Source organism: Streptomyces sp. NPDC048565 (assembly GCF_040650935.1).
GTDB lineage: Bacteria > Actinomycetota > Actinomycetes > Streptomycetales > Streptomycetaceae > Streptomyces.
On record NZ_JBEZIH010000002.1, the window covers coordinates 275,208 to 302,203 of the forward strand.

Genomic DNA, 26,996 nt, shown 5'->3' on the forward strand with positions numbered 1-26,996 from the left:
CATGCAAGGCGTACGCGGCATGTGAGACGGGCGGGGGCAGACGAGACAGGTGGGGCGGATGAGCGGCGACGAGCGCGACCGTGATGATGTCGTGCGGTTCTGGCAGCGACTCGGGCTGCCCGGGATCATCGACGTCCACACACACTTCATGCCCGAGCGCGTGCTCGACAAGGTGTGGGCGTACTTCGACTCTGCGGGCCCGCTGACCGGGCTCGAGTGGCCGATCACCTACCGGCGGGACGAGGATGAGCGCCTCGCGCTGCTGCGCTCCTTCGGCGTGCTCCGGTTCACCTCGATGCTGTACCCGCACAAGGCCGGCATGGCGGCCTGGCTGAACGGCTGGGCGGCGGACTTCGCCGCGCGGGTCCCGGACTGTCTGCACACCGCGACGTTCTTCCCTGAGGAGGACGCGGGGGCCTATGTGCGTGAGGCGGTCGAGGCGGGGGCGCGCGTCTTCAAGGCGCACATCCAGGTGGGGGCCTACGACCCGAACGATCCGCTGCTGGATCCCGTGTGGGGACTGCTGGCGGAGGCCGGGATCCCGGTGGTCGCGCACTGCGGTTCCGGGCCCGCGCCAGGTGCCTGCACGGGTCCAGGGCCGATCGGCCGGGTGCTGTCCCGCCATCCCCGGCTGAAGCTGGTGGTGGCGCACATGGGGATGCCGGAGTATGCGGAATTCCTCGCGCTGGCGGCGGCGCATCCCGAGGTGCGGCTCGACACGACCGTGGCGTTCACCGACTTCGCCGAGAGTTTCATGCCGTTCCCGGCCGGCCTGCGCGGGCGTCTCGCCGATCTGGGGGACCGGATCCTGCTCGGCACGGACTTCCCGAACATTCCGTATCCGTACGCCCACCAGCTGCACGCCCTCGAACGGCTGGGGCTCGGTGACGCGTGGCTGCGAGCGGTCTGCCACGACAACGCGAGCCGGCTGTTCGGGTAGGCCCCCAGAATGGGCCCGGTACTTGCGGACGCCTACGACCGCCCCCACCGGCCTTGACGCGACCGTAACCGGCACCTCGAACCTCCACCGACGTCTCCACCGACGCGATTCTCAGGAAATTCACAGGTAGGCGAAAGCTCTCTCTCACGGCCGTCTCACAGGCTTGAGCCATGACGACGACCTCGCCCCTGGGGCGTACAGAACTGCTCAGGCCCGACCGCAACCCCATCCGCGTACTGGTCGTGGACGACGAAGCTCCGCTTGCCGAGCTGCTCTCCATGGCCCTGCGCTACGAGGGCTGGGAGGTGCGCAGCGCGGGGGACGGCGCGGGTGCTGTCCGTACGGCGCGTGACTTCCGCCCCGACGCGGTGATCCTCGATGTGATGCTCCCCGACATGGACGGTCTTGCCGTGCTCGGCCGGCTGCGGCGGGAGCTGAACGATGTGCCGGTGCTGTTCCTGACAGCGCGGGACGCGGTGGAGGACCGGATCGCCGGGCTCACGGCGGGTGGCGACGACTACGTCACCAAGCCGTTCAGCCTGGAGGAGGTCGTGGCGCGGCTGCGCGGGCTGATCCGGCGCTCGGGCACCGCCACGGTCCGCAGCGAGTCGACGCTCGTCGTCGGTGACCTGGTGCTGGACGAGGACAGCCACGAGGTGAGCCGGGGCGATGACTCCATCCACCTCACGGCGACCGAGTTCGAGCTGCTGCGCTTCCTGATGCGCAATCCGCGCCGGGTGCTCAGCAAGGCGCAGATCCTCGACCGGGTGTGGAACTACGACTTCGGCGGCCAGGCCAATGTCGTCGAGCTGTACATCTCCTACCTGCGCAAGAAGATCGACGCGGGCCGCACCCCGATGATCCACACCCGGCGTGGGGCGGGATACCTCATCAAGCCGGGTGAGTAGCAGCCGGGTGAGTAGCCGTACGAGCACGCGTAGCCGTATGAGCGCGCGCCGCCCCTGGACCCTGCGTACCCGGCTCGTCGTCCACGCGGTGACGCTCATCGCGGTCGTCGCGGCCGTGATCGGGTCGGTCACCGCGATCGCCTTCCAGAGCTACATGGACGGGAAGCTGGACAGCCAGCTGCACGACATCGCCATGCTGGCCAAGGAGCCTCCGCCGGGCAGCGGCAAGATCGACCGGGGCGGCCCTGAGGCCAATGCCGAGGATCCGCTGGCCTTCATAGGCAGGGGCACGCTCGACACGTTCGGCGCTGTGGTCTCCGGCGGGTCCGTCACCAGCTCGAAGGTGATCAAGGGTCCGGACGCCAGGCAGAGTGCCGAGGAGCTGACCGGCGCGCAGGCGAACGCCCTCGCAGCCGCCGACGTGGCCCCGGACGGCGAAGCGCATGACGTCGAGCTCCCCGGGCTCGGCGGCTATCGCGTACAGGTCGCCCCGTCCGGCGACGGCACGTCCGTGCTGGTCGGCATTCCCACGGCCGAGGTGGACAAGGCCGTCAACACTCTGATCGTCGTGGAGGTCTGTGTCACCGGGGCCGGTCTCATCGCCGCCGGTATCGCCGGTGCGGCGATGGTCGGTGTCGCCCTGCGCCCGCTGCGCAGGGTGGCCGCCACAGCGACACGGGTCTCCGAACTCCCGCTGCACAGCGGCGAGGTCGCCCTCCTCGAACGCGTCCCGGAGGCCGAGGCCGATCCTCGTACGGAGGTCGGCCAGGTCGGCGCGGCACTCAACAGGATGCTGGGCCACGTCGGTTCGGCCCTTGAGGCCCGGCAGAAGAGCGAGACGCGGGTACGGCAGTTCGTCGCGGACGCCAGCCACGAGCTGCGCACACCGCTCGCCTCGATCCGCGGGTACGCCGAACTGACGCGCAGGGGACGGGAGAGCACAGGCCCCGACACCCGGCACGCCCTGGGACGGATCGAGTCCGAGGCGGAACGGATGACGGGCATGGTCGAGGATCTCCTTCTCCTGGCACGTCTCGACGCCGGGCGCCCGCTCTCGTACGAGAGCACCGACCTCTCGCCGCTCGTCATCGACGCGGTGAGCGATGCGCGCGTCGCGGACCGGACCCCCGACGGCACGTCCGGAGCCACCCATCACTGGCGGCTCGAACTGCCCGAGGTGCCCACGACGGTGTCGGCCGAACCGACCAGGATCCAGCAGGTGCTGGTCAACCTGCTCGCCAACGCCCGCACGCACACCCCGCCGGGCACCACGGTCACGGTCCGTCTCCGTCAGGCGCGCAGGGATCTGCCCTGGGTGACCCTGGAGGTCCAGGACAACGGGCCGGGCATCCCGGCCGAGCTACAGCCACGGGTCTTCGAACGGTTCGCGCGCGGTGACGCCTCGCGCTCCCGGCACGCCGGGTCGACGGGGCTCGGGCTTGCCATCGTGCAGGCCGTCGTCTCCGCCCACGGAGGGCTGGCCGAGGTGCGTTCGGTGCCGGGCGACACGGTGTTCGCGGTCCATCTGCCGGCCGACGCGGTCCACGGGGGAGGGCCGGAGAACGTCCCGCGGTCCACGGGGGAGGGCCGGAGAACCTCTACGGCACCCCGGGGAACGGCCTCATGACACGCCCATGAACCGGGGAAATACACCCGGCGACGCTTCCGTGGTGCACTCACAGGCCGACCACAGGCTCAGCACACGGACGTGACAGCGCGGTTGGCGAGTGTCGGTGTCATGCGAACCGACACTCCCTGGAGCACCCTGCCGGCCCGGGACCATCTCCTGGCCACAGCGGTCGGCGCAGCCGGCGCTCCCGTACTCGACATCGTGATCCCCGTGTACAACGAGGAGAAGGACCTCGAAACGTGCGTGCTGCGCCTGCACGACCATCTGGCGCGTACGTTCCCCTACGGCTTCCGGATCACCGTGGCGGACAACGCGAGCACCGACCGTACGCCCCAGGTGGCGGCCGGGCTCGCGGACCTCGTCCCCGAGGTGCGTTCGTACCGGCTGGAGGAGAAGGGCCGGGGCCGGGCGCTGCGGACCGTCTGGTCCCACTCGGACTCCCCGGTACTCGCCTACATGGACGTCGACCTCTCGACCGACCTCAACGCCCTGCTGCCGCTGGTCGCCCCGCTGATCTCCGGCCACTCCGACCTGGCCATCGGCTCCCGCCTGGCGCGCAGTTCGCGCGTGGTGAGGGGATCGAAGCGGGAGTTCATCTCGCGGGCCTACAACCTCATCCTGCGCTCCTCGCTGGCCGCCAGGTTCAGCGACGCCCAGTGCGGCTTCAAGGCCATACGGCGTGAGGTCGCGCAGCGGCTGCTGCCGATGGTCGAGGACACCGGCTGGTTCTTCGACACCGAGATGCTGGTGCTCGCTGAGCGGGCCGGGCTGCGCATCCACGAGGTGCCGGTCGACTGGGTCGACGACCCGGACTCCACCGTGCACATCGTGAAGACCGCCACCGGTCCAGGCCGGCAGTCAGAGCTGGAAGGCCTTCTTCTTCGGCTCGCTGGACTCCGCGAACGCGATCACCGTCGACAAGCCGCCGGCCACCCTCTGGCCGATGGCCCTGTCGGTGCGGATCTTCGGCCTGAACTCCTGGGCGGTCCTCGCACCGCAGGTCCTGATGGGCGTCGCCACGGCCGGTGTGCTCTACGCCGCCGTACGCCGCCGGTTCAGTGCGGGCGCCGGGCTGATCACGATGGCGGTCTTCGCGCTGACCCCGGTCGCCGCGCTGATGTTCCGCTTCAACAACCCGGACGCGCTGCTCGCGCTCCTGATGACCGTCACCGTCTACTGCGTGCTGCGCGCGATCGAGGGCGGCCGTACGAAGTGGCTGGTCTGGGCGGGTGTCGCGGTGGGTCTCGCGTTCCTGTCGAAGACCCTGCAGGCGTTTCTGATCCTGCCGCCGCTGGCCGTGCTGTACGCGGTGTTCGCGCCGGTGTCCGTGCGGAAGCGGTTCGGCCAGCTCGGTCTGTCCGCGCTGGCGATGATCGTCGCCGGCGGCTGGTGGGTGGCGATCGTCGAGCTGTGGCCCGCGTCCTCGCGTCCGTACATCGGCGGTTCGCAGGACAACTCCTTCCTGGAGCTGACCTTCGGCTACAACGGACTCGGCCGGATCAACGGCGAGGAGACCGGCAGCGTCGGTGGCGGTGGCGGCGGTGGCGGCGGTGGTGGCGGCCAGGGCGGCGGCTGGGGTGAGACCGGCCTCGGCCGGATGTTCAACTCCGAGATCGGCGGCCAGATCTCGTGGCTGCTGCCCGCCGCGCTGATCCTGCTGGTCGCGGGCATCTGGCTGACCTGGCGGGCGAAGCGGACCGACACGGCCCGTGCGGCGTTCCTCGCCTGGGGCGGTTCGCTGCTGATGACGGCTCTGGTCTTCAGCCTCATGGCCGGGATCTTCCACCAGTACTACACGGTGGCCCTGGCGCCCTACATCGCGGCGCTGGTCGGCATGGGCGCCACGGTCCTCTGGGAGGAACGGGCCAAGTGGTGGGCGGGCACCGCGCTCGGTGCGACCGTCGCGGCGACGGCCGTCTGGTCGTACGTCCTGCTCGGGCGCACGCCCGACTACTTCCCGTGGCTGCGCTGGGCCGTTCTGATCGGCGGCCTGGCGGGCGCCGTGGGGCTGCTGTTCGCGGCACGGCTGGGCCGGCCGCTCGCGCTGGGCGTGGCGGGCCTGGGCCTCGCGGCGTCGCTGGCCGGGCCGACGGCGTACACGATCAGCACGCTGAACACCGGGCACCAGGGTTCGATCGTCACCGCCGGCCCTTCGGGCGCGAGCATGGGCGGTCCCGGTGGTGCCCCGGGCGGTGGTCCCGGCGGAGGCGGTGAGGGCGGTGGTCCTGGCGGCGGGATGCGGCCTCCCGGCCAGGGCACACAGCAGGGCGGCGGCCAGGAACCCGGCAACGCGCAGGGCGGCGGCTTCCCCGGCGGGGGCACCCCGGGCCAGGGCACGGGCCAGGGTGGTCAGGGCAAGGGCCGGACCGTCGGCGGCCGGCAGGGCGGCACGCCCGGTGGCGGCAACGCCGAAGGCGGCATGGGCGGCGGTGGTGGCGGCATGGGCGGTCTGCTCGACGGCGCCTCCGTGGACTCCGGGGCGAAGACGCTGCTGAAGCAGAACGCCGACGCCTACACCTGGAGCGCCGCCGCCATCGGCTCGCAGAACGCCGCGAGCTACCAACTCGCCACCGGTGACCCGGTGATGGCTATCGGCGGCTTCAACGGCAGCGACCCGTCCCCGACGCTCGCCCAGTTCAAGAAGTACGTGGAGGACGGGAAGATCCACTACTTCATCTCGGGCGGCATGGGCGGCGGGGGCATGGGTGGCGACGACGGCACCTCCTCCCGGATCTCGACGTGGGTGGAGGACAGCTTCAAGGAGGTCACCGTGGGTAGCGCGACGTTCTACGACCTGACCCGGCCGACGAGCTGACCAGCCCGACAGGCTGAAAGCGGCGCGGCGGGACCCGAGGGGCGGTGGCCCCGGAGCATCTGCTCCGGGGCCACCGCCCTCTCGCGTGCTGTTGTACGGCGTACAGGGGATGCCTTACGGTGTACAGGAACCTCTCCCGTACACCGTACAAGTGCCCGGAACCAGGAGTCCCCATGACGGCGACCGCCCCCGAGCGACGCGACCCCGTCCCCCGCAGCGCCCATGCCCGGCGCTGGGTGATCCTCGGAGTCATCTGCCTCGCCCAGCTCACCGTGCTGCTCGACAACACCGTCCTGAACGTCGCGATCCCCTCCCTCACCGCGGATCTGCACGCATCCACCGCCGATGTGCAGTGGATGATCAACGCCTACTCGCTCGTCCAGTCGGGACTCCTGCTCACCGCGGGAAGCTCCGCCGACCGCTACGGCCGTAAGAAGATGCTGGTCGCCGGTCTCGCGCTGTTCGGTGTCGGCTCGCTGGCCGCGGGGCTCGCGCAGTCCTCGGGACAGCTGATCGCCGCCCGCGCCGGGATGGGGGTCGGAGGCGCGCTCCTGATGACGACCACACTCGCCGTGGTCGTCCAGATCTTCGACGAGACCGAGCGCGTCAAGGCGATCGGCATCTGGTCCACCGTCAGTTCCCTCGGGTTCGCGGCCGGTCCGCTGATCGGCGGGGCGATGCTGAACCACTTCTGGTGGGGTGCGATCTTCCTGATCAACATCCCCGTGGCGGCCATCGGCCTGATCGCGGTCGTCCGGCTCGTCCCCGAGTCCAGGAATCCGGACGGCGCCCGCCCCGACCTGGTCGGTGCGCTGCTCTCGACCCTCGGCATGGCGTCCGCCGTGTACGCGATCATCTCGGGGCCCGAACACGGCTGGGGCTCAGGCCCGGTTCTGCTGTCCGCGTTCGCCGGGGCCGCCGTACTCACCGGCTTCGCCCTGTGGGAACTCCATGTCCCGAACCCGATGCTGGACATGCGCTTCTTCCGCGACCAGAGGTTCACCGGCGCCGTCGCGGGCGCGATCCTGGTCGCGTTCGGGATGACGGGTTCGCTCTTCCTGCTCACCCAGCACCTGCAGTTCGTCCTCGGCTACGAGCCGCTCGATGCGGGGCTGCGCACGGCTCCGCTCGCCCTCACCGTCGTCGCGCTCAACCTCACGGGGCTCGGCGCCCGCCTCGTGGGGAAGCTGGGGACGCCCGTGGTCATCGCCACCGGGATGAGCCTGCTGGCCGCCGGCCTCGCGGCGATCGCGCTGCTGGGCGGGCGGGGCTACGACGGCATGCTGTTCGGCCTGGTCGTCATGGGCGCGGGGGTGGCCATCGCCATGCCTGCGATGGCCAACGCGATCATGAGCGCCATCCCGCCGGAGAAGGCCGGCGTCGGCGCCGGAGTCAACGGCACACTCGCCGAGTTCGGCAACGGGCTCGGGGTCGCCGTGCTCGGAGCCGTACTGAACTCCCGGTTCGCCGCGCTCGTACCGGGTGTGGCCGGGGCCGTGTCCCTGCCCGCCGCGCTCGCCGCCGCCGACGGGGCGGCGGAGCGTGAGCGTGTCACGGACGCCTTCGCCTCGGGCCTGGAGACCAGCCAACTGGTCGGCGCGGCGGCCGTCCTGGCAGGAGGACTGCTGGCCGCGATCCTCCTGAGGCGTGCGGAGCGGACCGGGAAGGGCAGGTGACGGGCATAGCATCGGAAGGGGCGCGCCCGTACGCAGGAGTGCCACCGTAAGACAAGGAGTGTGCGCCATGGGGTCCGCGGCAGACCGTGCGAAGAAGCCTTCCCGGGTCAGTGTGTGGCTGGAGCGGCGGACACCGACGCGCACCCGCAGGACGGATCAGCCGGCCGGCCTCGACGTGGAAAGGATCACCGCGGCGAGTGTCCGGCTGCTGGACGCCGACGGTCTCGCGAAGTTCTCCATGCGGCGCCTCGCCGCCGAGCTCGATGTCACGGCGATGTCCCTGTACTGGTACGTCGACACCAAGGACGACCTGCTGGAACTCGCGCTGGACACCGTCTTCGGCGAGGTCCCGGCCACGTCGGAGGACGCCGACTGGCGCGACCGGCTGCGTGAACTGGCCACCAGCTACCGGAAAATGTTCGTCCGTCACCCCTGGGTGGCGGCCCTCATCGGCAGCTTCCTGAACATCGGCCCGCACGCGATGCTGTTCTCGTACGCCGTCCAGGACGTCATCCGGGCCACCGGGCTGCCCCTCGAACGCCGGACGGGCGCGATGGCGGCCGTCTTCCAGTTCGTCTACGGATTCGGCACCACCGAGGGTCACTTCGTGCAGCGCACGGTACAGGCCGGGCTCACCCAGGACGAGTACGTCGAGCGGGCGATGGGCACGATCCGCGCGGACCCCGAGGCCCATCGGGCCATGCGGCCGTCGGAGGAGCTGATGGACGCGCGCGGCGGGGCGACGGTGGAGGAGATGCGCGAGCGGGACTTCACGTTCGCGCTCGACCTCCTGATCGCGGGCATCGAGGCGACGTGCGAACGCGAGGCACGCCGCGCGTAGGCGGCGGCCCCGCGTCCGGTCGGGTGCCCGCGTCCGGTCGGGTGTTCAGTAGCCGCGCCGGGTGTCCACGGCGAGCGCGGGCGTACGCCCCTCGGCGAACGCCTCCCAGCAGGTCGCGAAGTCGGCGACGACATCCTCGTCGGCGGTGATGCCGGCCGAGTGCGACGTGATCACCGTGCGCGGCAGCCGCCAGGCCCGGTCGCCGGGGCCCGCGGGCTCGTCGGGCAGCACGTCGAGCACGGCGCGGCGGACCGCCCCGCTGTGCAGCGCGGCCTCCAGGGCCGCCATGTCCACGGTCGCGCCCCGGCCCACGTTGACGAAGCCGGCGCCCCGCATCGCGGAGAACCTGGCCTCGTCGAAGAACAGCTCCGTGGCGTCGGTCAGGGGCAGGGTGGAGACCACCCACCGGGCCTGCGCCAGCTCCGCCGTCTCCTCCCGGGAGCCGGCCAGGACCACCCGTTCGAAGCCGGCGGGTACGTCGCGAGGGGTGCGGCTCACGCCGACCGTACGTACCGAACAGGCCCGCAGCAGGCCGGCGACCGCGGAGCCGATGCGGCCCGTGCCGTGGATGACGGCGGTCTGCCCGGCGATGAGTTCGGACGGCAGGCGGCGCCACTCGGACCTGGAGTGCTGTGCGGTGTGCTCCGGGACGGACTGGCATTCGGCGAGCATCCAGGCCAGCGTGTACTGGGCGATCCGCTCGCCCATCCGCCCCACGGTCCGTGTCAGCAGGGCCCCTTCGGGCCAGGGTCCGGCGGCGAGCAGTGCGTCCGTACCCGCGCTGACGCTGTGGAACCACAACAGGTCCGGGGTCCGCAGCGCTTCGGGCAGCACGTCCCCGACGTACACGAAGGGCGCGTCGGGCGCGGTGGCGGGCGCGGGGTCCGCCGGACGCCCGGTGATCCGTTCCAGCCCGTGGATCACATCGGGGGCCACCGACGGGGAGGTCAGCAGCCGGGCCCGCGCGAGCGGGCCCGGGTGGAGAGGTGACACCGGTATGTTCAACTGCCGTCGGCCAGACGGGCGGGGAAGCCACCGGTGGCGATCGGGCTCCAGCGCTCCGGAGTGACCCGGATGATGGACTTTCCCTGCTTGAGCATCGCCGCCCGGTACTCGTCCCAGTCCGGGTGCTCACCGGAGATGTTGCGGAAGTACTCGACGAGGGGCTCGACCGAATCCGGTGCGTCGATGACCTCGGCCGACCCGTCGACCTGGACCCAGGGGCCGTTCCACTCGTCCGACAGGACGATCAGGCTCACCCGCTCGTCCCGCTTGGCGTTACGGGTCTTGGCCCGTTCGGGGTAGGTCGAGACCACGATCCGCCCCAGGTCGTCGACGCCGCAGGTGAGGGGGGAGCCCTGGGGGCGGCCGTCGGACCGGGTGGTCAGCAGGATCGCCCGGTGCCTGGGCCGCACGAAGTCCAGCAGCTCTGCGAGTTCCACGGCGGTGTTGGTCGCGATGTTGGGTGCCATACGGCCAACCCTAGGACCCCCGGGGCCTTCCCCGCTCGGCCTATCCCGGGAGGGATTCGCCCTGGACCGCCTGGATGTCGAGTTCCACGCGCAGGGTCGTGCCGATCGCGGAGATGCCCGCCTGCAGCACCTGGTTGTAGTTCATGGCGAAGTCGTCGCGGCGCAGCTCCGCCGTGGCGTGGAAGGCCGCCCGCACTCCGCCCCACGGGTCGGGTCCGGTGCCCAGGTAGCTGAGGTCGAGGTCCACGTCGCGCGCGATCCCGTGCATCGTGAGCACGCCGTGCACCGTCCAGCGGTCGGGCCCGGCCGGGGTCAGTCCACGGGAGCTGTAGGTGAGCTCAGGGAACGTCTCCACGTCGAGGAAGTCCGCCGAGCAGAGGTGCTTGTCCCGCGTGGCGTTGCCCGTGTCGATGCTGGAGGAGGCGATGAAGGCCTCCACCCGGGAGTTGTGGACGTCCTCGGCGATCTCGATACGGCCCCCGAATTCCGTGAACCGGCCGTGCACGCTGGAGATCCCCAGGTGCTGGGCGACCGCGGCCACCGACGAGTGCACCGGGTCGAGTGACCAGGTTCCCGGAGGCGGCAGTTCCACGCCGCCCTGCCGGGCCAGCACCACGGTCCCGGCCTCGACCCGGCCGCTGGCCGTGACGAGTGCGGTGGACGCGGCGGGGGCGTAACCCACCGCCGTGACGATCACCGTGTACGCGCCGGCCGGCAGGAGATCGCCGGTGCGGACGGCCCCGTCCTCGTCGGCGGAGGCCCGGAGCACCTGGGTGCCCGTCATGTCGGTCACCGTCACGACGGCGTGCTGGACCGCCCAGCCGTCCCGCGTACGTACCTGTGCGCGAAGTCCCATCCCGTGTTCTCTCCTTGCTCAAATCACTCGTGAAGCAGCGACTCAGACCGACCGGGCGGTCTCGTAAGACCGACCGGCAAATGGCGGGCGGCGTCGCGGGGCCGGGCACGCGCATCTGCGGCGTTGTCGTCAATCACCATGGCTCCGCCATGGCTCAATCCTCCGCCTTGCAGCTGCACGCACCCAGCCCCGCTCCTTCACCCGCCCGCCATTTGCCGGTCGGTCTAAGTCGGGCCCCGGGGCGGGATCAGCAGGCCGTCCCCTGCCTGCCGTTCCCGCCCCGGGGCCCATTTCCACCGGTGGCGCGGCGTCTCCGCTCGAAGCGCCGTGCCACCGGAGGTCTTTGCGTGGACCTTACGGCCGGTCCTACTCGCCCGGGTGGGCGAGCTCGATGTCGTGACCGTCGACCCCGGCGCCGCTCACGGACAGCGAGCCGGCCACCGGCGGGTAGCCGGTCGCGATCACGGAGTACTCACCGGCGTCCAGGTCGGGGAAGGCGTACACGCCGTCCTCGCCGGTCGTCGACGTGGCGACCACGTTGCCTGCCGCGTCGATCAGGGTGACCCGGGCGTCGTTCAGCGGTGCCCGGCCGGAGCCGGCCCTGACGACACCCCGCACCTGCGCACCGGCCCGCAGGGCCACGTCGGCGCGGGTGACACCCTGGCCACCGACCTCCACCGGCAGGGCCAGCGGACGGAAGCCCGCAGCGGTGACGGCGACGGTCACCGAGCCGGGGATCAGCTCACCGAAGGTGAACTCACCCGCGTCGCTCGACACGCCCGTGGCCAGTACGTCGCCGCGCACATCGGTCACGACGACCATGGCGCCCCGCACCGGGGTGCCGTCCTCGGCGGTGCGTACGGTCCCGGAGAGGCCGCTCGTACCGGCGAGCAGGATGTCGAAGGCCAGCGGCTCGTCGCCGACGACCACCGTGGACGCCTGCGGCTGGAAACCGTCGGCGGAGGCGATCAGGACGTAGCTGCCGGAGCCCGGAGCGTCCAGTACGTAGCCGCCGTCGGCCTGGGCGACGGAGCGCCCCAGCTGCCGGCCGCCCAGCGAGATCAGTGTGACGGCGGCGCGGGCGACGGGTGCACCCTCGGAGCCCCGCACCACACCACGAACAGGTGTTCCCTGAATGGTCAGCTCCGTGGTTGCGGTGATCTGCTCCAGGGCGTCGGCCGGGGCGACCCCGGCGACTCCCTCGGAGACCGGTGCGGCGCCGACGGTGGCCTCGACGGACTCGGTCGCGGTGGCGACCTCGTCGGGCGTGCTGTCGTTGCCCGCCCTGGTCTTGAGGGCGACCTCCTTGATGAAGATCGTAAGGAGGAAGGCGACCAGCGCGGCCGGAGCGGCGTACAGGAAGACGTCGGCGACACCGTGGCCGTAGGCAGCCTCCACGACCGTACGGAACGGACCGGGGAGCGTGTCCAGGTCGGGGATGCCCCCGCCGGCCGTGCCACTCGCCGCGGCGCCGTCGGCGCCGAGGCCGGCTACGCCGTCCTTGACGTAGTGGGCGACGCGGTTGCCGAGGACGGCACCCAGTGCCGAGACGCCGATGGCGCCACCGAGGGAACGGAAGAACGTCACGACGGAGCTGGCCGCGCCCAGGTCGGCGGGAGCCACCTGGTTCTGCGTGGCGAGCACCAGGTTCTGCATCATCATGCCGATGCCGAGACCCATCACGAACATGAAGATCGCGATGTGCCAGTACTCGGTGTCGTACCGGATGGTGCCCAGCATCCCGAGACCCGCGGTGAGCAGGAAGCCACCGCTGACCAGCCAGGCCTTCCAGCGGCCCGTCTTGGTGATGATCTGGCCCGACAGGGTCGAGGACAGGAAGAGTCCGGCGATCATCGGGATCGTCATGACGCCGGACATCGTCGGCGACTTGCCCCGCGCCAGCTGGAAGTACTGGCTGAAGAAGACGGTGCCCGCGAACATTCCGATACCGACGAACAACGAGGCCGCGGAGGCCAGCGTGATGGTCCGGTTACGGAAGAGGCGCAGCGGGATGATCGGCTCGCGGGCCTTGGACTCGACTATCAGGAACAGGGCGATGAGCACGGCGGTGCCGGCGAGCATCGTCCAGGTCTGCCAGGAGATCCAGTCGTACTTGTCGCCCGCGAAGGTCACCCAGAGCAGCAGCAGCGAGACGCCGGCGCTGATGAAGAACGCGCCGAACCAGTCGATCTTGACGCCCTCGCGCTTGATCACGGGGAGCTTCAGGGTCTTCTGGAGGACGATCAGGGCGATGACCGCGAACGGCACACCCACGTAGAAGCACCAGCGCCAGCCCATCCAGCTGGTGTCGGTGATGACACCGCCGAGGAGCGGACCGCCCACGGTGGCGACGGCGAAGACCGCGCCGAGGTAGCCGCTGTAGCGACCGCGCTCGCGCGGGGCGATCATCGCGGCCATCACGATCTGGGCGAGGGCGGAGAGACCGCCGACGCCTATGCCCTGCACCACACGGCAGGTGATGAGCATGCCGCTGCTGGTCGAGAGACCGGCGACTATGGAACCGCCCACATAGATGAGCAGCGCGATCTGGACCAGCAGCTTCTTGCTGAACAGGTCAGCGAGCTTGCCCCACAGCGGGGTGGTGGCGGTCATGGCCAGCAGCGAGGCCGTCACGACCCAGGTGTAGGCGCTCTGGCCGCCGCCCAGGTCGGAAATGATCTCGGGCAGCGCGTTGGAGACGACCGTCGACGACAGGATCGCGACGAACATGCCGAGCAGCAGCCCGGTCAGCGCTTCCATGATCTGCCGGTGTGTCATCGGCGTGCCTGCGGGGGCTTCGGGAGCCCCGTGCTTGGCGTGGCCGCCCCGCACACCGGATGGTGTGGTCGTAGCCATTGAATTCCTTCTCTTCGCTTCTGTTACACGGGTGTACGGGTGTGTGCGTCGTCGGAGTGCCCGGCGCGGCAGTCGCCGCTGTGCCTTCCCGGGGCACACCCTCCGGGGCCGCGGCAGGAGAAGCTGTCGCGCAGCCGGGACAACAACGTGTTGAGCTGACCGACTTCGTCGTCGGACCAGTCGACCAGGTGGTCGGCGAACATCTCGGTCGTCCGTCGGCTCAGCTCATCGATCAGTTCGTCGCCCGCGGGGGTCAGCCGCAGGATGCGGGACCGCTTGTCCGCGGGGTCAGGAGACCGTTCGACCCAGCCGCTGTCCACCGCGTGGGTGACATGACGGCTGGTCACCGACATGTTGACGGACAGGAGTTCGGCAAGGCGGGAGATCCGCATCTCCCCGTACTTGGCCAGCAGCGTCAGCACGGTGGCCGAGCCACCGGGACACTCGGCGGGCAGGATGCGGGTGAGGCCCCGTTTGACGGCACCGACGGCGCTGAGCTGCCGGGCCAGTTCTTCGTACTGGCTCCGTGCTGCCACTGACCCTCCAGACGTCTTGCGAGGTCATCTTGTTGCTTAGGGCAACGATAGAAGCGGTTGGTTGCCGCAGGCAAACGAAATGGCCCTTGCAGAAGTAAAGGAAGGCAAAAGCCCACGTAGGGGCCCGGTCAAGCGTGCAGCGCAGAGGGGGTGGGGGTGTGCCGGATGTGTTCCTCGCCACAGCCCTTCATGGGGCAGGGGGCGTGTGGAGGGGGCGCGGAGCGCTCCGGCGAACGGGTGAAGAGGCCGTGGACACGTGGGAAGGGCATCGCCCCCCGTGGCCCCGGGGGTTGGGCGGAACGCCTGCGTTCGCTAGGGTCCTGGGCCATGGCACACAACCCGCACGCCCCGCAGCCGGGCCCCGAGGGCACTCACGACCCGGCGGGCAGCACGCAGATGTTCCGCGCGTTCGTCGACGACGGCGAGCCGCAGGGCAGGCAGCAGCCCGCCGCGACCACGTCCGGCTCGAAGACCGGGGTGATCGTGGCCGTCGTCGCGGTCATCGTCGTCCTCGGCGCGGTCGCCTGGCTCGCGCTCGGCTGACCGCCGCCCGTCCCCTTCCGCACCAGCTTCCGCTCCCGCACCGGCCTCCGGTGCGGGAGCGTCTGCGTCGGGGACCCGTGCGGGGCCCCGACGCGGCGAAGCCGCCGGGGCGGCGCTGCGTGGTGCCCCGGCGGCCTCGTGAGCCGTTCCGTACGGACCTTCCGGGTCGGTGGTGACCCCGGAGCGGGTCAGTCGGCGATGAGCCCCTCCCTGAGCTGCGTGAGCGTCCTGGTCAGCAGTCGGGAGACGTGCATCTGTGAGATGCCGACCTCCTCGCCGATCTGCGACTGCGTCATGTTGGCGAAGAAGCGCAGCATGATGATCTGCCGCTCGCGCGGGGCGAGCTTGGCCAGCAGCGGCTTCAGGGACTCGCGGTACTCGACGCCTTCCAGCGCCGCGTCCTCGTACCCCAGGCGGTCGGCCAGCGAGCCCTCGCCGCCGTCGTCCTCGGGGGACGGTGAGTCCAGGGAGGAGGCCGTGTAGGCGTTGCCCACGGCCAGGCCGTCGACCACGTCCTCCTCGGAGACCCCGAGCGCCTTGGCCAGCTCCGGCACCGTCGGCGAGCGGTCCAGCTTCTGGGCGAGCTCGTCGCTGGTCTTGGTGAGGGCGAGCCGCAGCTCCTGGAGCCGGCGCGGAACTCGCACCGACCACGAGGTGTCGCGGAAGAAGCGCTTGATCTCCCCCACCACGGTCGGCATCGCGAACGTGGGGAATTCCACGCCCCGTTCGCAGTCGAAGCGGTCGATCGCCTTGATCAGGCCGATCGTCCCCACCTGGACGATGTCCTCCATGGGTTCGTTACGGCTCCGGAACCGTGCCGCCGCGTACCGCACCAGCGGGAGGTTGAGCTCGATCAGTGTGTCCCGCACATAGGCCCGCTCCGGGCTGTCCGTTCCGTCGGGGCCCGGTGCGGGGCCCAGTGCGGCGAGCCGCAGGAACAGGGAGCGGGACAGCGTGCGGGTGTCGATGGCTTCCGGCGAGCTGGTGAGCACGGCAGGTGCCGGCACGCTCTTCGTGAGCGTGAGCACCTTCGAGCTGCCCTGTTCTGTGGACATGCCACCCCCTTGAGGTCGCGGACGGTCGCGGTGGCCACGACCATCGGAGGAACGCAGCCTCCACCTGAATACCGGAGGTGGGGCTGCGGCAAACGCGGTTCCAGCAGAATGTCACATGTCGGCAACACGCTGTAGTGACTTGTCGACAAGTCAGCGCCGGAACCGCGCAGGAAACAGGGGGTGTGCGGCTTTTACGCCCCGGGATCCTGTCTCCTCGGGGTCTACCCGTTCCGGTTACGCTTCGATCCTGTTTGCGGATCGCAGTCGGGCGAAACTTCTGGCCAGAAGCCTTGACACATGCATCTGGGAGACACCCAGTTCGGCGCTGATCTGTGACTGCGTCAGATTGTTGTAGTAGCGCAGGAGCAGGATCCGCTGTTCGCGCTCGGGCAACTGGACTAGCAGGTGCCGGACCAGATCGCGGTGTTCGACCCCGGCCAGCGCCGGGTCCTCGTAGCCGAGGCGGTCCAGGAGCCCGGGCAGCCCGTCACCCTCCTGCGCCGCCTCCAGTGAGGTCGCGTGGTACGACCGGCCCGCCTCGATGCAGGCGAGGACCTCGTCCTCGGAGATCTTCAGGCGCTCGGCGATCTCTGCGGTGGTCGGTGAGCGGCCGTGAGCGGTCGTCAGGTCCTCCGTGGCACCGGTGACCTGGACCCAGAGCTCGTGCAGCCGCCGCGGGACGTGCACGGTCCGTACGTTGTCGCGGAAGTAGCGCTTGATCTCGCCGACCACGGTGGGCATGGCGAACGTGGGGAACTGGACGCCGCGTTCCGGGTCGAAGCGGTCGATGGCGTTGATCAGGCCGATGGTGCCGACCTGGACGACGTCCTCCATCGGCTCGTTGCGGCTGCGGAAGCGGGCCGCCGCGTATCGCACGAGCGGCAGGTTCGCCTCGATCAGCGCGGCGCGCACCCTGTGGTGCTCCGGGGTGCCGGCTTCGAGGTCCTTGAGCCTCCCGAAGAGCACCTGGGTCAGCGCTCTGGTGTCCGCGCCCCGGGTTCTGGCCGGGGTGGTGGGGTCGGGTGTCTCGGTCTGGATGTCGTCCGTCTGGACGTTCTGGGGCGGGACTTGAGGCGCTGTACTGGCCGGCACGGTGTCGCCACCCCTTTGCGGTCAACTACGGTCAACTCATCCGTCAAAAGCGGTCATAGCATCACAAGACATGTCCACTGTGTGCAAGCACCGCATGGAGTCGTGTTGAGGGTGTTTTGGTTTAAACATGCCGAAAAGCCCCTCTCCTGTAGGGGAGGGGCGGGTGGGACCGGCGATTCGGAGGGGTCAGAAGGGGTAGTCGGCGATCACCCAAGTGGCGAACGCGCGCCACTGTCCGGCCGCGGCCTGGTGCTCGGGATGCTCGATGTACCGCTTGAGCGCGTCCTCGTCGGCGACCGCCGAGTTGATGGCGAAGTCGTACGCGATCGGCCGGTCGGTGATGTTCCAGGCGCACTCCCAGAACTGCAGCTCGGGGATCTTCCCGTCGAGCCGGCGGAAGGCCTCCGCACCCGCGACGACCCGCGGGTCGTCCCGCTCGACGCCGTCGTTCAGCTTGAACAGGACCAGGTGGCGGATCATGGTGCGACTCCTACTTCACGAGCTCGGACATGAAGTCTCCGACGCTCTGCGCGGCGCTCGAAACTCCCTCGAACCCTATTTGAACGAGGTCGGCGCTCCGCTCGGGAGAGGTGATGATCGTGTACAGCACGAAGACCACGATCATGTAGAGCGCGATCTTCCTCGCTTGCACCACAGCCTTGCCCCTCCCCTTCGTTCACCTGTGCAGTCGGGTGATTCTAGCCGCACACACGGCCGTATCCAGTGGGCGTTCCGGATCACTGATGTGGCTTTTAAGGCCTAAGGACCTGCCGATTCGGGCCCTTTGTCGGCGTGCGGGGCTTACGGCGGGGAGGAGGATGGGCAGTGAGCCCGTAGCACCGGCAGGAATGCGCGGGCCGAGGAACGGGACCTCCACGAGGTCCCCACCGCGTGACTTCCCCCGACCGCGGCGAGGGCCCAGGGCCCCGTTCTCATCGGGGGGAGCGGCTTGTCCCCCCGATGCCGCTCCCCCCGACCTGACATCCGAAGGGCCCGGCGCACACCGCGCCGGGCCCTTCGTGTCATCCGTGCGTGCGTGACAGACCTGTCCGTGCGTACGGACAGGTGCGTACGTCCGTCCGGGTCAGTCCTTCTGCAGACCGACCGCGCCGGGAGCGGCGTCCGCAATGTCCGCGTCCCCGGGGCTGCGGGGCGCGGGAACGGCCGCGCCCGCGGCCGCGTCGGCCTCCTCGGCGGCGAGGCGTTCCATGCCGCTCGTCGTCTTGAGGGGCTTCTCCTTGATGAAGCACACCGCGACGAGACCGAGGAAGGCGAACGGGGTCGCGACCAGGAAGAGGTCGCCGGTCGCGATGCCGTAGGCGTGCTCGACGATCTGCTTCACCGGCTCGGGCAGCGTGGTCATGTCGGGCACGGCGCTGCTGTGGCCGCCGCCCGCCGTCGGCATTCCGGCCTCCGAGAGGCCCTTGGTCATCTCGCTGGCCACCCGGTTGGCGAGGATCGCGCCGAGCACACTGGTGCCGATGGTGCCGCCGAGGCTGCGGAAGAAGGACAGCACGGAGGTCGCGGCGCCCAGCTCGTGCGCCGGTACGTCGTTCTGCGCGGCGAGCACGAGGTTCTGCATCAGCATGCCGACGCCGATGCCCATGAACGCCATGTAGACGCTGAGCAGGCCGAAGTGCGTGTCGGCGTCGATGGTGGAGAGCAGGCCGAGGCCGGCCGTCATGACGACGCCACCCGCGATGAGGTAGACCTTCCACTTGCCGGTCGCGGAGATGATCTGGCCGGCGACCGTCGACGACACCAGCAGACCGCCGATCAGCGGGAGGCTCATGAGCCCCGCGGCCGTCGGGGACTTGCCCAGCGAGATCTGGAAGTACTGGGACAGGAACACCGTCCCGGCGAACATCGCGATACCGACGAAGAAGCTCGCCAGGGTCGTGAGCGACACCGTGCGGTTGCGGAAGATGTCCAGCGGAATGATCGGCTCCGCGGCCCTGCGCTCGACGAAGACCGCCGCGACCAGGAGCACGAGCCCGACGATCACCAGTGCGGCCGTCTGCCAGGACGCCCAGTCGAAGCTGTTGCCCGCGAGGGACGTCCAGATCAGCAGCGCGCAGACGCCGGTCACGATGAGGAAGGCGCCCAGCCAGTCGATCCTGACCTGGCGGCGTACGGTCGGCAGCTTCAGGGTGCGCTGGAGCAGCACGATCCCGGCCAGCGCGAACGGCACACCGACGAAGAAGCACCAGCGCCAGCCGAGCCACGAGGTGTCCACGAGGACACCACCGATCAGCGGCCCCGCGACCGTACCGACGGCGAAGACGGCGCCGAAGATGCCCGCGTACTTGCCGAGCCGGCGCGGCGGGATGATGGCGGCCATCACGATCTGGGCCAGTGCCGTCAGGCCACCGGCGCCGATGCCCTGGATGACACGGCTGACGATCAGGGTGACGACGTCCTGGGAGAAGCCGGCCACCAGGGAACCGACCACGAACAGGCTGAGCGAGAGCTGGAGCAGCAGCTTCTGGTTGAACAGGTCGGCGAGCTTGCCCCACAGCGGCACGGTGGCCGTCATGGCGAGCAGCTCGGCGGTCACGACCCAGGTGTACGAGGACTGGCTCGCCCCGAGGTCGGCGATGATCCGCGGCAGGGCGTTGGCGACGACCGTGCCCGCGAGGATGGCGACGAACATGCCCGCCATCAGGCCGGACATCGCCTGGAGTATCTGACGGTTGGACATGGAGGTGGGCGACTGTTCAGGCGCCTCGGCTGCGGTCACGGTGTCCTTCTTCGGTACGGGATCAGAACGGGTCGGTGGTTGTGCGGGCGGGCGGGAACAGCGGCGGGCAGGGTCACCCGGGCGGCCGTGGAAGGCCCTGCGCCAGCTGGGCGAAGGCGTCCTGGAAGGCATCCGCCAGTACGGTCTCGCCCGGGTGCTCGCACCAGTGCTCGATGGCGACCCGCAGGGCGGTCTGGGTGACGGCGGCGAGGAGCCGGGGAAAGATGCCGGCTCCGGACGGCCCGTCAGGTCCAGGCGTGGTGGTGTCGAGCCAGTCGGTGATGGCGACCGCCAGGGCACGTTCGTCCGCCACGTGCGCCTTCAGGCCGCGCTGGATGAGGTGCGGTGACCGCTGGAGCACCTTGGACTGGAGGGCCCAGAGCTCCTGGCGCCCCTCGAATCCGTCGAGCTCGGTGACGAGGGCGTCGCGTACGACGTCGAGCGGCGGCCGGTCGGCGGGGGCGCGGCGCACGGACTCCCTGATCCGTTCGCCCACCGCGTCGTCGACCAGTACGAACGCGTCGTCGTGGCTGGGGAAGTAGTTGAAGAACGTCCTGGGTGAGACACCGGCAGCCTCGCTGATGGCCTCGACGGTGACGTTCTCGGCACCGTGCTCGGCGGCGAGCCGCACGGCCGCCTCGGCGAGTGCCGTGCGGGTTGCCTGCTTCTTGCGCTCCCGCAGCCCGGGTGTGGAGGTTGTCGTCTTCGGCACGTCGTGCATAGTAAGCAAAAATGCATACCCTGCAAAATTATTTGAAGTGTGAGCACTCGCTTCGGCGCCACCCGGGGGAAGGCCTTGCGGTCGTAGCGCCGGCCGCGATCGTCGCCTCGACACTCCCGGCGCCGGCGTCCGCCGCCCCGGACGATGACGATGGCGCCTCCGGGGCTCTCGTTCGGGCCAACTGAGACGGAACGCAGTGAAGGGACCGACCCAAACGGGTCGGTCCCTTCATCTACCTGCGGTAGCGGTGGGATTTGAACCCACGGTGAGTTTCCCCACACTCGCTTTCGAGGCGAGCTCCTTCGGCCGCTCGGACACGCTACCGAGAGAGAGTTTAGACCATGCCGGGCCTGGTCCGAAATCCGATTCCCGGCGCCCGGCCGCGGTGTCCGGGAGGTGGCCTCAGCGCTCCCGGAAGAACGCGGTGAGCAGGGCGGCGCAGCGGTCCTCCAGGACGCCGTGGATCACCTCGGGGCGGTGGTTGAGCCTGCGGTCGCGTACGACGTCCCACAGGGAGCCCGCGGCGCCGGCCTTCTCGTCGCGTGCGCCGTAGACCACCCGGGCGATCCGGGACTGGACGAGTGCGCCCGCGCACATCGTGCAGGGCTCCAGGGTGACGACCAGCGTGCAACCGGTCAGCCGCCAGGCGTCGAGAGCGGTGGCTGCGCGGCGAAGGGCGAGCACCTCGGCGTGCGCCGTCGGATCACCGGTCGCCTCGCGCTCGTTGTGGCCGGTGGCCAGCAGTGCGCCGTCCGGGCCCAGGACAACGGCGCCGACCGGCACATCGCCGGCCGACGCCGCCTGCGCCGCCTCGTCGAGGGCCTGGCGCATGGATGCCTGCCACGGGTCCCGTACGGGATCGGCGGGAGGCGGTGAGGAGGGTGTGGGTGGTGGTGCGTTCACCCGCGGACCCTAACGGACGGCCTCCAGGACCTCGGCCGCTCCCAGTGCGTCCGCGATCTCCGCCAGGGCGTCGGTACGCAGGGTCAGCAGATCCTTCTCGGACAGGCCGAGGTCGGCGAGGACTCCGAGATCGCCGAGCGGCCCGGTCGGTACGGCGTCGGGGTCGTGGTCCAGGTCGGGGTCGGGGTCGGTGACAGCGGTGCCGGCGCTGCCTTCGTTGTCGGCGTCGGGCTGAGGCGGATCCGGCTCGACGTCCTCCGTGTCGTCGAGGTCGACGAGCTCCTCGAGTGCGGCGATCTCGTCCTCGGCCCCCGGTTCGCGGCCGAGCAGTTCATCGGTGAGCAGGATCTCCCCGTACGAGGAGCGGGCGGCGGCGGACGCGTCCGAGATGTAGATACGGGGGTCCTCCTCACCGTCCACCCGGACGACGCCGAACCAGGCGTCCTCCTGCTCGATGTAGACGAGGACCGTGTCCTCGTCCACCGAGGCCTCGCGGGCCAGATCCGTCAGGTCGGACAGGGTTTCCACATCGTCGAGCTCTGTATCGCTCGCTTCCCACCCGTCTTCGGTGCGCGCGAGCAGTGCGGCGAAGTACACCGTGACTCTCCCACTGGTCATAAGGGAATCGGTCCGACGGGAGGGCAGACGGTCATCCGGCTGCTCTGGGCCCCGCCCAATCGGCATCGTGGCAGAAACGAGCGCGATGCGAGACCTCTTCGGCCGTTGCGTCGGCCATCAGTTCTTCCGGGTGCGCGTCCGCCCGCGGTTCTCCCGTGGCCCGTCCGGGTGCGCTCCGGCAGTCCCGGGAGGAGGCCTCACCAGCGGAACGTACGCATCCGCATCTGTTGGCGCATACGGGCCGCGCGGGCCCGGCGCGGCTGAACCCGGTCGCGCAGCTGCTTCGCCTCGTTGAGCTCACGGAGGAACTGCGCCCTGCGCCTCCGGCGGGCCATGTCACTCTCCTGCGCGTCCGGCACGTCATCCGGCGCGTCGGGCACGTCGCGCGCGTCGCGTCCGGCCTGCCGCTGATTCCGCTGCTCCCCGTCGGACAATCGACACACCACCCCAAGCCTGGGTCCGTATGCCCCCACCTTCCCTCCGAACAGGCGCTTGATGCCAGCGCGGACTGGCGAGAAGCCCCTCCGGGGCCCGGTTACTGTTGACGCCATGCGGATCCACGTCGTCGACCACCCGCTGGTGGCGCACAAACTCACCACACTGCGCGACAAGCGCACCGACTCCCCGACCTTCCGGCGGCTCGCCGACGAGCTGGTCACCCTCCTCGCGTACGAGGCCACCAGGGATGTGCGGACCGAGCAGGTCGACATCGAGACCCCGGTGACGCCCACGACCGGTGTGAAGCTGTCGTATCCGCGCCCCCTGGTCGTCCCGATCCTGCGTGCCGGGCTCGGCATGCTGGACGGCATGGTGCGGCTGCTCCCGACGGCCGAGGTCGGCTTCCTGGGCATGATCCGCAACGAGGAGACGCTCCAGGCTGAGACGTACGCCACGCGGATGCCGGAGGACCTCTCCGGCCGCCAGGTCTACGTCCTGGACCCGATGCTGGCCACCGGCGGCACGCTCGTCGCGGCCATCCGGGAGCTGATCAAGCGTGGCGCGGACGATGTCACCGCGGTCGTGCTGCTCGCGGCGCCCGAGGGCGTCGAGGTGATGGAGCGCGAGCTGGCCGGCACCCCGGTCACCGTCGTGACGGCCTCGGTCGACGAGCGGCTCAACGAGAACGGCTACATCGTGCCGGGGCTCGGGGACGCGGGCGACCGGATGTACGGCACCGCCGACTGACCTGCTGACGGGGGCTGCCGACGGCCTGGCCGCCCCGGCCGTGGTGCTGCGGGCCACCCCGGCCCGTGGTGCCGCCTCTCAGCAGGAGGACGGCGCCGGGGACGGCTGGGTGAGGGCCGTGAGGGCGGTCGCCGCGGCCGCGGGCGTGCTGAACGCCTTGAATTTCGTACCGATGATCAGATCGACGTCCTTCGTGCTGCGGGTGTCGGTCTTCTGCGTGGCCCCCGGCAGCTGGGTGGCGAGCACCGGGAACGAGCCGTTCATCGCGGTCGTGCCGCCGAGCAGCACCCCGGTGCCCGGCACCTTCTTGTCGTACGCGGCCGGGGCGTTGTCCACCTTGCCGATGGCGAAGCCGCGCTTCTTGAGCTCGTCGGCGGCGGTCTTGGCCAGTCCGCTGCGGGGCGTCGCGTTGTAGATGTTGACCTTGATGGTGGCCGGCTTCGGGAGCGCCTTCGCGGACGCCGAAGCGCTCGGGGAGGGGCAGGCCTTCGGGCGGTCCGCCGCGCTGGCCTGATTGTCGCCGCCGGTGAAGACGTCGACGATCTGGAGCGTGCCCCAACCGGCCAGGCCGAGGGCGACCACGGCGGCGGCCGCCGAAAGGACCAGCTTGCGGCGATGACGGGGGCGGCGCAGCCGGGGGTACTTGTCACCCGTGATGCGGTACTTTCCGCCCATGCCGGGAGGGGTCAGCATGCTCATGGCCGCAGCGTAGTGCGACCTGGTGATGATGCCTACTAAACGATCAGCCCATGGCACCCGTACGAGCATAAAAGCACCCGAAAGGCCCGAAATGCTCCATGTGTGGGAGTGGCGGGTTCAGCCCATTTCGAGCACGCGTGCGTGGAGCACCTGGCGCTGCTGCAGAGCGGCGCGCACGGCGCGGTGCAGTCCGTCCTCGAGATAGAGGTCGCCCTGCCACTTCACGACGTGGGCGAACAGGTCGCCGTAGAACGTGGAGTCCTCGGCGAGCAGGGTCTCCAGGTCCAGCTGGCCCTTGGTGGTCACCAGCTGGTCGAGACGGACCGGGCGCGGCGCGACGTCCGCCCACTGACGGGTGCTTTCCCGGCCGTGGTCGGGATATGGCCGCCCATTTCCGATGCGCTTGAAGATCACACGGAAAGCCTACCGGTCAAGGGCCTCCGGGCGCAGCCACGGGACATCGCCGCAAGTCCGGCCAGAGCGGTGTGAAGGTGTTCAAACCGGCGCGTGCGAGGTGCTCGCGAGCTGCGTGCTATTCGGTGACGCTCTGCGCATGTCCCTGCCGCAGGCCGCCGCCTCCCTTGTCGGCCGCGGACGCGGCGGTGACCGGGCGGGTCAGGGAGCTCAGGTCCTGGGCGTAGGTGCCCACCGCGTGGGCGATCACATCGATGTTGGTGTCGAAGTGCCCCATGTCGATGTTGTCCAGGTCGTCGCAGGCGGCGTGGTAGCAGGGGTCGTACGCGACGCCGGCCGTCCCGCCGTACGTCGTGGCCTGGGCGGCCGTCTTGATGCCCTCGGCGCCCGTGTCCGTGCCGCCGGACGGGATGCCGGCCTCGACGAACGGCCCGTAGTCGGAGCGTCCGCTGAAGTCCGTGCCGGTGTGCGGCTTGCCCCGGCTGTCCAGGAACGCGTTGATGTCCCGCTCCAGTTGGGCGGATCCTTCGGGCCCCGGGCCCGCGCCCGCGCCGTCGGAGTCGTCGCCGTCGAAGACGAACTGCGCTCCGTTCGGGGAGGCGATCATGTCGAAGTTGAGGTAGAGCGCGATCTTCTCGCGTTGGGCCTCGGAGAGCTTCGCGACGTACGCCTCCGAACCCAGCAGGCCGTTCTCCTCCGCCGACCACCAGGCGAATCGCACCTTGTTGGCGGGTGTCCGGTGGGTCCTGGCCAGCTCCAGGGCGACTTCGAGGAGTCCCGCCGAGCCGGACGCGTTGTCGTTGATGCCGGGTCCGTCGGTGACCGAGTCGAGGTGTGCGCCGAGCATGACCGTCTTCGTGGCGTCCCCGCCGGGGGTTTCGGCGACGACGTTGCGGGTGACGCGGTCCTCCCGGAACTCACGGATCTCGAAGGAGACCTTCACCTCGCCCTTCGCCAGGTCGGCGACGAGTTTCTCACCTTCGTCCTGGGTGAGCCCGCCGGTGGGGATCTTCCCCGCCTTCGCGTCGCCGAGGGTGCCGGAGAGGCCTCCTTCGGTGTTGTTGTAGATCACCGCGCCGACCGCGCCCGCCGCCGCGGCTGCCGTCTGCTTCTCCGCGAAGGTGCAGCCGCCCCGCTCGATCAGGGCGATCCGGCCGGTGACGTCCGACGACGCGTAGTCGGCGGCCTCGCAGCCCGCGGCGCCGTCGGCGGGGACGGCGGCGACGGCCGCCGTGATGCCGCCCTCGTCGGTGGAGGCGGAATACGTCATCGCCCTGATCGCGATGTCACGGGGCGTGGGAGAGACCACGGAGAGCTTCTCGGCGAGCGTCTCGGTGTAGACGAAGTCGAACGCCTGGTAGCCGGCCCGGTATCCGGCCTTCCGGAGCAGCTGGAGGACGTAGGCGGCCGAGGCCTCCTGCCCGGGTGAGCCGGCCGCGCGGTGGCCGTCCGAGGAGTCGGCCAGGGCCTGGAACCGCTCCAGGTGCCGGTAGGCGTCCTCGGCGGACGCGCGGTCGACCAGCTGCCGTGCGAGCTCGGCGGCGTCCTGGGCGGGGTCGTGCGCCGCGGACGCGGGGTCGGGTGACGCGTGCTCGTGGTCGGGCGACGCGTACCTGTGGTCGGGTGAGGCGTGCCTGTGGTCGGGCGACGCGTGCCTGTGGTCGGGTGAGGCGGCGAGGAGCAGCGGTGTGGCCAGGGCCACGCCGGCCGCGACCGCCGTGACTCTGCGACGTGTTGAGCGCACAGGGGTTCCTTCCGGGTGGTCCGAGCGGGTGGTGAGCGGCGGTCAGCGGGACCGGCCGGCCGCCCTGGCCGCCGCCTTCGCCTGCTGCTTGTACGCCCGCACCTCGGCGAGCGAGTCGGGGCCGGTGATATCGGCCACCGAGCGGTGCGAGCCCTCTTCGCCGTACGGACCCGCGGCCTCCCGCCAGCCCGTCGGGCGTACGCCGAACTGCTTGCCCAGCAGTGCCAGGAAGATCCGTGCCTTCTGGGTGCCGAACCCGGGCAGTGCGTTGAGCCGTTTCAGCAGTTCGGCTCCGGTGGCGGCGTCCGTCCAGACCGCTTCGGGCTGCCCGTCGTACTCGTCGACCAGGTACTGGCAGAGCTGCTGCACCCTCTTGGCCATGGAGCCCGGATACCGGTGCAGGGCCGGTTTCGTGGTGAACAGCTCGATGAAGGCGTCCGGGTCGTACGCGGCGATCTCCCGGGCGTCCAGGTCGTCCGACCCCATGCGCCGCGCGAGCGTGAACGGTCCGGTGAAGGCCCATTCCATGGGGACCTGCTGGTCCAGCAGCATGCCGACGAGGGCGGCCAGCGGGCTCCGGCCCAGCAGCTCGTCCGCTTCGGGTTCCTGGGCGATCCGCACGGTGCGGGCCTTGCCGTTGTCGCTCTTGGTCATGCATCCGATGATCGCGAGAGTGAGCGGGATCGGCGACTCGTGCGTGGCCGTGGGTGCCGGCTCCGCTACCCGGCGTCCCCGCCGAGGACCTGCGGCGC

General features: G+C 70.3%; 25 protein-coding genes, 1 tRNA gene and 2 pseudogenes. 9 read left to right on the top strand and 19 right to left on the bottom strand.

All coding sequences use genetic code 11. The annotated features are described in order from the left end of the window. Positions 1 to 58: 58 nt before the first annotated feature. The 7 genes and pseudogenes from AB0C75_RS03530 (at position 59) to AB0C75_RS03560 (ending at position 8,810) form a co-directional block, all read left to right on the top strand. The gene (locus AB0C75_RS03530) at positions 59 to 940 is read left to right on the top strand and encodes an amidohydrolase family protein (RefSeq protein WP_362886647.1); all 882 of its coding nucleotides are present in this window, start codon (positions 59 to 61) and stop codon (positions 938 to 940) included. 170 nt (positions 941 to 1,110) lie between these two features. Next, on the top strand, positions 1,111 to 1,848 hold the full coding sequence (locus tag AB0C75_RS03535) for a response regulator transcription factor (RefSeq protein WP_362886649.1): 738 nt from the start codon (positions 1,111 to 1,113) through the stop codon (positions 1,846 to 1,848). 37 nt (positions 1,849 to 1,885) lie between these two features. Further along, positions 1,886 to 3,475, top strand: a complete 1,590-nt coding sequence (locus AB0C75_RS03540; RefSeq protein ID WP_362886651.1) for a HAMP domain-containing sensor histidine kinase — start codon at positions 1,886 to 1,888, stop codon at positions 3,473 to 3,475. Between the two features lie 111 nt (positions 3,476 to 3,586). Next, positions 3,587 to 4,321, top strand: a pseudogene (locus tag AB0C75_RS03545) (dolichyl-phosphate beta-glucosyltransferase); the annotation flags it as partial. A gap of 1 nt (position 4,322) precedes the next feature. Next, a pseudogene (locus AB0C75_RS03550) lies at positions 4,323 to 6,293 on the top strand (glycosyltransferase family 39 protein); the annotation flags it as partial. 173 nt (positions 6,294 to 6,466) lie between these two features. Then, positions 6,467 to 7,969, top strand: coding sequence for an MFS transporter (locus AB0C75_RS03555; protein ID WP_362886653.1), 1,503 nt, complete (start codon positions 6,467 to 6,469; stop codon positions 7,967 to 7,969). A gap of 67 nt (positions 7,970 to 8,036) precedes the next feature. Next, positions 8,037 to 8,810, top strand: coding sequence for a TetR/AcrR family transcriptional regulator (locus AB0C75_RS03560; protein ID WP_362886655.1), 774 nt, complete (start codon positions 8,037 to 8,039; stop codon positions 8,808 to 8,810). A 45-nt stretch (positions 8,811 to 8,855) separates the two neighbouring features. Here the strand turns inward: AB0C75_RS03560 and AB0C75_RS03565 are convergent, their stop codons facing one another. From AB0C75_RS03565 to AB0C75_RS03585, 5 genes are all read right to left on the bottom strand, one after another. Further along, positions 8,856 to 9,803, bottom strand: coding sequence for a D-2-hydroxyacid dehydrogenase (locus tag AB0C75_RS03565; protein ID WP_362886657.1), 948 nt, complete (start codon positions 9,801 to 9,803; stop codon positions 8,856 to 8,858). Positions 9,804 to 9,811: 8 nt separating this feature from the next. Continuing rightward, positions 9,812 to 10,282: a PPOX class F420-dependent oxidoreductase gene (locus tag AB0C75_RS03570; RefSeq protein WP_362886659.1), complete on the bottom strand. Its 471-nt coding sequence runs from the start codon at positions 10,280 to 10,282 to the stop codon at positions 9,812 to 9,814. 40 nt (positions 10,283 to 10,322) lie between these two features. Beyond that, the gene (locus AB0C75_RS03575) at positions 10,323 to 11,138 is read right to left on the bottom strand and encodes a YceI family protein (protein ID WP_362886661.1); all 816 of its coding nucleotides are present in this window, start codon (positions 11,136 to 11,138) and stop codon (positions 10,323 to 10,325) included. Between the two features lie 366 nt (positions 11,139 to 11,504). Further along, the gene (locus AB0C75_RS03580) at positions 11,505 to 13,994 is read right to left on the bottom strand and encodes an MFS transporter (protein ID WP_362886663.1); all 2,490 of its coding nucleotides are present in this window, start codon (positions 13,992 to 13,994) and stop codon (positions 11,505 to 11,507) included. Between the two features lie 23 nt (positions 13,995 to 14,017). After that, positions 14,018 to 14,530, bottom strand: coding sequence for a MarR family winged helix-turn-helix transcriptional regulator (locus tag AB0C75_RS03585; protein ID WP_362886665.1), 513 nt, complete (start codon positions 14,528 to 14,530; stop codon positions 14,018 to 14,020). Between the two features lie 327 nt (positions 14,531 to 14,857). Between AB0C75_RS03585 and AB0C75_RS03590 the strand changes: the two genes are divergently transcribed. Then, a complete protein-coding gene (locus AB0C75_RS03590) occupies positions 14,858 to 15,073 on the top strand; it encodes a hypothetical protein (RefSeq protein ID WP_362886667.1) in 216 nt (71 codons plus the stop codon). Between the two features lie 188 nt (positions 15,074 to 15,261). On the opposite strand, the gene AB0C75_RS03595 is transcribed toward AB0C75_RS03590, so the two are convergent. The 10 genes from AB0C75_RS03595 to AB0C75_RS03640 form a co-directional block, all read right to left on the bottom strand. Beyond that, positions 15,262 to 16,128 carry an RNA polymerase sigma factor SigF gene (locus AB0C75_RS03595; RefSeq protein ID WP_362886669.1) on the bottom strand — a complete coding sequence of 289 codons (867 nt, stop codon included), beginning with the start codon at positions 16,126 to 16,128 and terminating at the stop codon, positions 15,262 to 15,264. A 234-nt stretch (positions 16,129 to 16,362) separates the two neighbouring features. Further along, the gene (locus AB0C75_RS03600; RefSeq protein ID WP_362886671.1) at positions 16,363 to 17,220 is read right to left on the bottom strand and encodes an RNA polymerase sigma factor SigF; all 858 of its coding nucleotides are present in this window, start codon (positions 17,218 to 17,220) and stop codon (positions 16,363 to 16,365) included. Positions 17,221 to 17,406: 186 nt separating this feature from the next. Next, complete coding sequence (locus tag AB0C75_RS03605) at positions 17,407 to 17,700, bottom strand: Dabb family protein (RefSeq protein WP_362886673.1); 294 nt, start codon at positions 17,698 to 17,700, stop codon at positions 17,407 to 17,409. Between the two features lie 10 nt (positions 17,701 to 17,710). Continuing rightward, positions 17,711 to 17,875: a hypothetical protein gene (locus AB0C75_RS03610; protein ID WP_362886675.1), complete on the bottom strand. Its 165-nt coding sequence runs from the start codon at positions 17,873 to 17,875 to the stop codon at positions 17,711 to 17,713. Positions 17,876 to 18,304: 429 nt separating this feature from the next. After that, positions 18,305 to 19,921, bottom strand: a complete 1,617-nt coding sequence (locus tag AB0C75_RS03615) for an MDR family MFS transporter (RefSeq protein WP_362886929.1) — start codon at positions 19,919 to 19,921, stop codon at positions 18,305 to 18,307. A 112-nt stretch (positions 19,922 to 20,033) separates the two neighbouring features. Next, a complete protein-coding gene (locus tag AB0C75_RS03620; RefSeq protein WP_362886677.1) occupies positions 20,034 to 20,681 on the bottom strand; it encodes a TetR family transcriptional regulator in 648 nt (215 codons plus the stop codon). A 239-nt stretch (positions 20,682 to 20,920) separates the two neighbouring features. After that, positions 20,921 to 21,005, bottom strand: a tRNA-Ser gene (locus AB0C75_RS03625). Between the two features lie 78 nt (positions 21,006 to 21,083). Beyond that, positions 21,084 to 21,512 carry a tRNA adenosine(34) deaminase TadA gene (tadA, locus tag AB0C75_RS03630; protein ID WP_362886931.1) on the bottom strand — a complete coding sequence of 143 codons (429 nt, stop codon included), beginning with the start codon at positions 21,510 to 21,512 and terminating at the stop codon, positions 21,084 to 21,086. A gap of 81 nt (positions 21,513 to 21,593) precedes the next feature. Further along, positions 21,594 to 22,181 carry a hypothetical protein gene (locus AB0C75_RS03635; RefSeq protein ID WP_362886933.1) on the bottom strand — a complete coding sequence of 196 codons (588 nt, stop codon included), beginning with the start codon at positions 22,179 to 22,181 and terminating at the stop codon, positions 21,594 to 21,596. Positions 22,182 to 22,399: 218 nt separating this feature from the next. Further along, positions 22,400 to 22,636, bottom strand: a complete 237-nt coding sequence (locus AB0C75_RS03640; RefSeq protein WP_362886679.1) for a hypothetical protein — start codon at positions 22,634 to 22,636, stop codon at positions 22,400 to 22,402. A 115-nt stretch (positions 22,637 to 22,751) separates the two neighbouring features. On the opposite strand from AB0C75_RS03640, the gene upp reads away from it, so the two are divergent. Beyond that, complete coding sequence (gene upp / locus AB0C75_RS03645) at positions 22,752 to 23,387, top strand: uracil phosphoribosyltransferase (RefSeq protein WP_031097280.1); 636 nt, start codon at positions 22,752 to 22,754, stop codon at positions 23,385 to 23,387. Between the two features lie 78 nt (positions 23,388 to 23,465). Here upp and AB0C75_RS03650 read toward each other — a convergent pair whose 3' ends face one another. From AB0C75_RS03650 to AB0C75_RS03665, 4 genes are all read right to left on the bottom strand, one after another. Continuing rightward, positions 23,466 to 24,062: a LytR C-terminal domain-containing protein gene (locus AB0C75_RS03650; protein WP_362886935.1), complete on the bottom strand. Its 597-nt coding sequence runs from the start codon at positions 24,060 to 24,062 to the stop codon at positions 23,466 to 23,468. Positions 24,063 to 24,203: 141 nt separating this feature from the next. Beyond that, on the bottom strand, positions 24,204 to 24,500 hold the full coding sequence (locus AB0C75_RS03655) for a type II toxin-antitoxin system VapB family antitoxin (protein WP_014155093.1): 297 nt from the start codon (positions 24,498 to 24,500) through the stop codon (positions 24,204 to 24,206). A gap of 118 nt (positions 24,501 to 24,618) precedes the next feature. Then, positions 24,619 to 26,244: a M20/M25/M40 family metallo-hydrolase gene (locus AB0C75_RS03660; RefSeq protein WP_362886681.1), complete on the bottom strand. Its 1,626-nt coding sequence runs from the start codon at positions 26,242 to 26,244 to the stop codon at positions 24,619 to 24,621. A 42-nt stretch (positions 26,245 to 26,286) separates the two neighbouring features. Further along, on the bottom strand, positions 26,287 to 26,898 hold the full coding sequence (locus AB0C75_RS03665; RefSeq protein ID WP_362886683.1) for an HhH-GPD-type base excision DNA repair protein: 612 nt from the start codon (positions 26,896 to 26,898) through the stop codon (positions 26,287 to 26,289). Positions 26,899 to 26,996: the final 98 nt, after the last annotated feature.

What these genes read in the sequence shown, in the direction of transcription:
- AB0C75_RS03530 (WP_362886647.1), top strand. Translation starts at nt 59, where the DNA reads ATGAGCGGCGACGAGCGCGACCGTGATGATGTCGTGCGGTTCTGGCAG.
- AB0C75_RS03535 (WP_362886649.1), top strand. Translation starts at nt 1,111, where the DNA reads ATGACGACGACCTCGCCCCTGGGGCGTACAGAACTGCTCAGGCCCGAC.
- AB0C75_RS03540 (WP_362886651.1), top strand. Translation starts at nt 1,886, where the DNA reads ATGAGCGCGCGCCGCCCCTGGACCCTGCGTACCCGGCTCGTCGTCCAC.
- AB0C75_RS03555 (WP_362886653.1), top strand. Translation starts at nt 6,467, where the DNA reads ATGACGGCGACCGCCCCCGAGCGACGCGACCCCGTCCCCCGCAGCGCC.
- AB0C75_RS03560 (WP_362886655.1), top strand. Translation starts at nt 8,037, where the DNA reads ATGGGGTCCGCGGCAGACCGTGCGAAGAAGCCTTCCCGGGTCAGTGTG.
- AB0C75_RS03570 (WP_362886659.1), bottom strand. Translation starts at nt 10,282, where the DNA reads ATGGCACCCAACATCGCGACCAACACCGCCGTGGAACTCGCAGAGCTG.
- AB0C75_RS03575 (WP_362886661.1), bottom strand. Translation starts at nt 11,138, where the DNA reads ATGGGACTTCGCGCACAGGTACGTACGCGGGACGGCTGGGCGGTCCAG.
- AB0C75_RS03580 (WP_362886663.1), bottom strand. Translation starts at nt 13,994, where the DNA reads ATGGCTACGACCACACCATCCGGTGTGCGGGGCGGCCACGCCAAGCAC.
- AB0C75_RS03590 (WP_362886667.1), top strand. Translation starts at nt 14,858, where the DNA reads ATGGCACACAACCCGCACGCCCCGCAGCCGGGCCCCGAGGGCACTCAC.
- AB0C75_RS03595 (WP_362886669.1), bottom strand. Translation starts at nt 16,128, where the DNA reads ATGTCCACAGAACAGGGCAGCTCGAAGGTGCTCACGCTCACGAAGAGC.
- AB0C75_RS03605 (WP_362886673.1), bottom strand. Translation starts at nt 17,700, where the DNA reads ATGATCCGCCACCTGGTCCTGTTCAAGCTGAACGACGGCGTCGAGCGG.
- AB0C75_RS03615 (WP_362886929.1), bottom strand. Translation starts at nt 19,921, where the DNA reads ATGTCCAACCGTCAGATACTCCAGGCGATGTCCGGCCTGATGGCGGGC.
- AB0C75_RS03620 (WP_362886677.1), bottom strand. Translation starts at nt 20,681, where the DNA reads ATGCACGACGTGCCGAAGACGACAACCTCCACACCCGGGCTGCGGGAG.
- tadA (WP_362886931.1), bottom strand. Translation starts at nt 21,512, where the DNA reads ATGCGCCAGGCCCTCGACGAGGCGGCGCAGGCGGCGTCGGCCGGCGAT.
- upp (WP_031097280.1), top strand. Translation starts at nt 22,752, where the DNA reads ATGCGGATCCACGTCGTCGACCACCCGCTGGTGGCGCACAAACTCACC.
- AB0C75_RS03650 (WP_362886935.1), bottom strand. Translation starts at nt 24,062, where the DNA reads ATGGGCGGAAAGTACCGCATCACGGGTGACAAGTACCCCCGGCTGCGC.
- AB0C75_RS03665 (WP_362886683.1), bottom strand. Translation starts at nt 26,898, where the DNA reads ATGACCAAGAGCGACAACGGCAAGGCCCGCACCGTGCGGATCGCCCAG.